5 protein-coding genes are annotated in these 5,193 nt (G+C 44.5%); 1 reads left to right on the plus strand and 4 read right to left on the minus strand.

From position 1 onward, the window contains the following. Nucleotides 1–158: 158 nt before the first annotated feature. Together trpB and BGL89_RS02930 are read right to left on the minus strand one after the other, a co-directional pair. Nucleotides 159–1,406, minus strand: a complete 1,248-nt coding sequence (gene trpB, locus BGL89_RS02925; RefSeq protein WP_286824353.1) for a tryptophan synthase subunit beta — start codon at nucleotides 1,404–1,406, stop codon at nucleotides 159–161. A gap of 113 nt (nucleotides 1,407–1,519) precedes the next feature. Continuing rightward, nucleotides 1,520–4,090 carry a DUF3536 domain-containing protein gene (locus tag BGL89_RS02930; RefSeq protein ID WP_286824354.1) on the minus strand — a complete coding sequence of 857 codons (2,571 nt, stop codon included), beginning with the start codon at nucleotides 4,088–4,090 and terminating at the stop codon, nucleotides 1,520–1,522. 253 nt (nucleotides 4,091–4,343) lie between these two features. Here BGL89_RS02930 and BGL89_RS02935 point away from each other — a divergent pair, with 253 nt between their 5' ends. Next, nucleotides 4,344–4,514, plus strand: coding sequence for a hypothetical protein (locus BGL89_RS02935; protein WP_286824355.1), 171 nt, complete (start codon nucleotides 4,344–4,346; stop codon nucleotides 4,512–4,514). 29 nt (nucleotides 4,515–4,543) lie between these two features. Here the strand turns inward: BGL89_RS02935 and BGL89_RS02940 are convergent, their stop codons facing one another. Then, nucleotides 4,544–4,804 (minus strand): Txe/YoeB family addiction module toxin, encoded by a 261-nt coding sequence (locus BGL89_RS02940; RefSeq protein WP_002735847.1) that lies wholly within the window; start codon nucleotides 4,802–4,804, stop codon nucleotides 4,544–4,546. Continuing rightward, nucleotides 4,785–5,039 (minus strand): hypothetical protein, encoded by a 255-nt coding sequence (locus BGL89_RS02945; RefSeq protein ID WP_286824359.1) that lies wholly within the window; start codon nucleotides 5,037–5,039, stop codon nucleotides 4,785–4,787. Before BGL89_RS02945 ends, BGL89_RS02940 begins: the two co-directional genes overlap by 20 nt. Nucleotides 5,040–5,193 lie beyond the last annotated feature (154 nt).

The raw sequence follows: 5,193 nt of genomic DNA on the forward strand, positions 1-5,193 counted from the left end.
CTTTTGATTAGAAAAAGATAAACTTGAGAATCTTCGGTCAAATTTATTGACTCAAAATCCGCTGTACTTAATTTAAATGAATCAACCCTACCCTTCTAGGGGCAGGGGGGATCACTTAATACTCAAATCTGATAACTGCTCACTGAAAAGGCTAAAGGTTAACCATTCATCGATAAATATTTAGCCACCGATTGCACATCTTTATCACCCCGTCCAGAGAAATTAATAACAATGCGAGGACTACCAGTTACTTGCGGGCAAAGAGTTTCTAAATAGGCTAAAGCGTGGGCAGTTTCTAGGGCCGGAATAATCCCTTCTAAACGGGAAACTCTTTGAAAAGCTTCTAATGCTTCCCGGTCAGTGACACTGTAATATTCGGCGCGACCACTATCTTTTAAAAAGCTATGTTCTGGCCCGACTCCGGGATAATCTAAACCGGCACTAATTGAGTGGGCCTCGATAACTTGACCTTCGTTATCTTGTAATAAATAACTCATTGCTCCATGTAGGACCCCCGGTTGACCTTGGGTAAGGGTGGCGGCGTGTTTTCCGGAAGCGATACTTTCCCCGGCGGCCTCAACACCAATTAAACGCACGGAAGCTTCTTTAACAAACTCATGAAATAAACCCATAGCATTAGAACCACCCCCCACACAAGCGAGGAGAATATCTGGTAAACCGCCCCATTTTTCCAGACTTTGCTGACGAGTTTCTTGACCGATAACCGCATGAAAATCGCGCACCATCATCGGATAGGGATGGGGACCGGCCACAGAACCAAGGATGTAGTGAGTGGTTTCGACATTAGTTACCCAGTCGCGAATCGCTTCCGAGGTGGCATCTTTCAGGGTTCCTGTCCCGGCGGCCACGGGTTGCACCGTCGCCCCAAGCAGTCTCATGCGGAAAACATTGAGTTCCTGGCGTTCCATGTCGTGAATTCCCATATAAATCACGCATTCTAGACCAAAACGAGCGCAAACCGTAGCGGTGGCCACGCCGTGCTGTCCTGCCCCAGTTTCGGCGATAATTCGCTTTTTACCCATGCGTTTGGCTAATAAAACCTGACCGAGGGCGTTATTAATCTTGTGGGCCCCAGTATGGTTTAAATCTTCCCGTTTCAGGTAAATTTGCGCCCCAGTACCGTCAGCTTTGGCATAATGGGCGGTGAGACGTTCGGCAAAATATAAGGGACTAGGTCTGCCGACGTAATCCTTGAGCAGTTGATTTAATTCTTCTTGAAAATCGGGGTCGTCTTTATACTGATTATAGGCCGTTTCTAGTTCACTTAAGGCTGGCATCAGGGTTTCCGGGACGTATTTGCCCCCGTAGCGTCCAAAACGCCCAAAAGCATCGGGATACTGGGTTGCTGTGCCGGCTGAGGCGGCATAAATCGGCGTGATAGTCATGTAAATCTTCGATGAGAGATTATGTCCATTATAAATCTAAGGGTTTAGTCTCTGGGTTAACCTGAGTTCAAGGGCAAATCAAAGGGTGAGCATTGCCCACCCTTTGACTGATTTTACAGCCAAATACTCACATCAACTTTTAACACCTGTCCTAATAGTAATAACCATTTTAATTGCGTCATCGGCCAGGGACAGGCAGCATCTATTGAATTGGACCGCAAAGAATTAGGAACTAGACGATCATGGAAGTAATAATAGTATAATTCCTGAGAGCGATCGAGGGATAATCCTAGCTTTAATTGTTGGCTAACTTCAATTAAACGGGTGATTAGGCGGGCATCCTCCTCCGCCGTTAAAGGATCACCATCGTGTAATAATTTCCCAAGAGATTGCCAGAGCAGACTTTCTAAGGTTTGACGCGCTTCGGGAATGTTTAATTGACAGTGTAAATGATTGGCTTCCTTAGCAATAGCCAATAATTGATCGAGATTATTCTCCGTTGCTTGCCGCTGCTCAAAATCTTTTTCTAGGGCATTAATCACCTGTAAACAACGGTGAGAAATGGCAATATCGGCCGCTACCTGTAACTCTTGAGGTACGGGCAGCTCATCCCGTTGGAAAGCCGCTAAAATGCCGTAATTATCCCGATAAACTTGGGTGTATAATTGATCCAGGCGTTTTTTAGTTTCGGCTGTCACCTTCTGCATAATCCGGTGTCTTTCATCGGCAAAAAGATGGGGTAAAGCAAAAAAGTTTTCTCCCAATCCACGCCCCATTTCTACGATCATGGTCGAGACACTGGCCTGTTGTAAAGATTCAAAGAGATGCTCCTTAAGATGGGTATAGATTAAGCGACCGTTAAAAGGTTGAATGCAGCAGTAAAAATCCCAACCTCCTAAATGTAGAACAGCAAAAACAAAATGTTCACTTTCTTGGGTAATTTCCGAGGTTAATTCCACCTGTCCCACTGCTAAAGTTAAAGACCCGATCGCTTGTTTTTGATAATCTAGTTGACGGGTATTGTAACAATAAATCCGATGATGACTGGGATAATTGGTAAATAGGGAACTAATAGCGTAATGGGCTGCCACCCGTTCCAAATCGACCCGCGCAGAAGTGACCAATTGTCGATAGACATCAGCCCCATCTTGATATAACTTAACGTTACTGGGGGCGAAAGCTAGACGACTGAGGAAATTCATTTCTAATTGAATTCCTGCCACTTCTCCAGCTAATTCCAGGGCCCGGCCAGCATATCTCAAAATTTGCGTACCTTCAGGTCGAGAAATTTCCTCAAAAAACCAGCCACAACTGGTAAACATCAATAAAGCCTGTCTTTGCATTTCTAACAAACGCAAAGCATCGATTTTCTCGCTTTTACTCAGGTTGCGACTTTGATGCAGGGCGAGGAAATGTTCGATCGCGTCTGGGGATCGATCTAAAATAACTGCAATGTAGTCATCCCTTGTCTGCCAAGGATCGCGGAAAAATTCCTGTCCCTGAATCTCATATACCTTAATTAACTCATCTCTGAGCCAATTTAGGGACTCCCGCAGGGGTTTTCGCCATTTTTGCTGGTAATTTCCCCCTCCCCCGCAACCACAGTCATCCTGCCAACGATCTACGCCATGGACGCAACTCCACGCAGTCACTGGTTTTAATTCCACTTCCCAAGTCGGGGGGCAAATACTGAGATAATGGGCGAAATTAGTGACTGTCCAGCCGTTTTTAGGGAAAGATTCCGTAAAAGCATAGCTAAGACATTTCTCTGTCCCCTGTTTGTGGTGGCCGAAGGTTTCCCCATCGGTAGCGACGCTGATTAACTGGGAAGGACGATGATCCCCTTTAATTGCCTGTCCCAGACGACCGACGAGAAAATCACTGCTGGCTAGGACATCATTAAAGCCCATATCGCGAGAAATTGGACCATCGTAGAAGAAAATATCCAGATAACGACCATCGGGGATGTAACAGCGATAGGGACGGGTGGGATCGATTTGACCTCCGGCCACCGCGTGCCATTGGGGATGGGGATCTTGGTCGCTAGGGAAAGGACGACAGCGCAGGGCCTGGGAAGGGGCTAAAATGGTGAATTTAATCCCTTCATCGATTAAAGCTGTCACTGTGGCTAAATCAATGGCTGTTTCCGCTAACCACATTCCTTCGGGATCGCGACCGAAACGGTGCTGAAAATCGGCTTTTCCCCAACGAATTTGGGTGTATTTGTCCTGTTTGTTGGCTAGAGGCAGAATGATATGATTATAGACCTGGGCGATGGCGTTACCATGACCGTTTAAGCGTTGACAACTTTTTTGATCCGCTGTCAGGATGCGTTGGTAAACTTCGGGATCATGGGATTGCATCCATGACATGAGGGTGGCCCCAATGTTAAAGCTGAGATATTCGTAGTTATTAACTATTTTGATCACTTCCCCCCGGTCATTGTAAATGCGCGCAAAAGCATTGGCACGATAACACTCGTGATGGATGCGTTCATTCCAATTATGGAAGGGATGGGCGCTCGGTTGCCGTTCAATTCTGTCTAGATAGGGATTTTCTCGCGGTGGTTGGTAAAAATGTCCGTGAACCGTGATATAAACTCCGTGAGCGGTTTTCAGGGGATCGACCCCCGTATCGGTATAGGAATAAAAGGTTGTAGAAGGATGTTCAACAAGATAAGTCATAGAAATGCCTAGAAAATCGGTTTTTTTGAGCGAAAATAGCTGTAGAATGTAGCGACCTGATGTTTAAAAAAACTGAAAACCTTGCCGTTTTTCACGGACTCAGGCTCACAATACCATGTTTTGTGTTCCTAGCAAAGCTAGGGTTAACAATTCGCAACTTCTCTATACACGGCACTAAGTAATACTAAATCTTGTTACAAAATCTAGCTTTTCCCGGTAGGCTGTTGACTATCTAGGGCTGACTGACCATCCTTTGCCATCAGCGTTCTACCCTAAGAGAGATGCGATCGCTCTTACCCCTGCCCCAAAAGCGATCGCCATGCCCAAAAAATTGCTCCTCCCAAAAACGATCGCCCCTCCTTATCCCCAAAAAGTGATCGCCCTCTGCGTTCCTATCCCAAGCAATGGCAATTTTAAAGTTTAATCAACAAGATGACAGCGATTACATTGAGCCTAGTCATAATGAAATTTACAACTGATAATAATAATTTCTGTTTCTGTAATTTTATAAACTAAGCGATGTTCATCATTAATGCGTCTTGACCAATAACCCTTGAGTTGATGTTTTAAGGGTTCAGGTTTACCGATTCCAGAGAAGGGATGACGCAATATGTCGTCAATTAAATCAACGATTTTTTTATAGAGTTTTTTGTCTTCTATCGCCCATTCATTGAATTGTTTAAAAGCTTTCGGATCAAATACTATATTTTTCACGCCATTCTTTTACAGTAATTGTCACTAAGTTTTCTTTCTTTTCTATTCTGTCAATAGCTTCGGATAATTCACGCTGATTGGCTTCTGTTGAAAGAAGATATTCAGTTGTATCGGGTTCAGAATCAGATACTAAAATAATAATATCCACATCTGTTCCTTCTTCTAGTTCCGCAGAATAAAGCTCTATTTTTCCTTCTCTGCCAACAATTCCTTTCTGTTTAATCGCTCTAATCATGATTTTTTCTCTTAAGATGTCAAACAATTATGGCTATTATATCAAAATCAGCATGAGTTAGAACTGTTGACATCCTCACCGCCGTAAACGGACGGTGATTCCCAAACCTCACGATTTAGGTTTCTGCTTCTTTCCCTTGCGGGGTTCCGCACCT

Source organism: Microcystis sp. LSC13-02 (assembly GCA_002282935.1).
Lineage (GTDB): Bacteria > Cyanobacteriota > Cyanobacteriia > Cyanobacteriales > Microcystaceae > Microcystis.

What these genes read in the sequence shown, in the direction of transcription:
- BGL89_RS02945 (WP_286824359.1), bottom strand. Translation starts at nt 5,039, where the DNA reads ATGATTAGAGCGATTAAACAGAAAGGAATTGTTGGCAGAGAAGGAAAA.
- trpB (WP_286824353.1), bottom strand. Translation starts at nt 1,406, where the DNA reads ATGACTATCACGCCGATTTATGCCGCCTCAGCCGGCACAGCAACCCAG.
- BGL89_RS02930 (WP_286824354.1), bottom strand. Translation starts at nt 4,090, where the DNA reads ATGACTTATCTTGTTGAACATCCTTCTACAACCTTTTATTCCTATACC.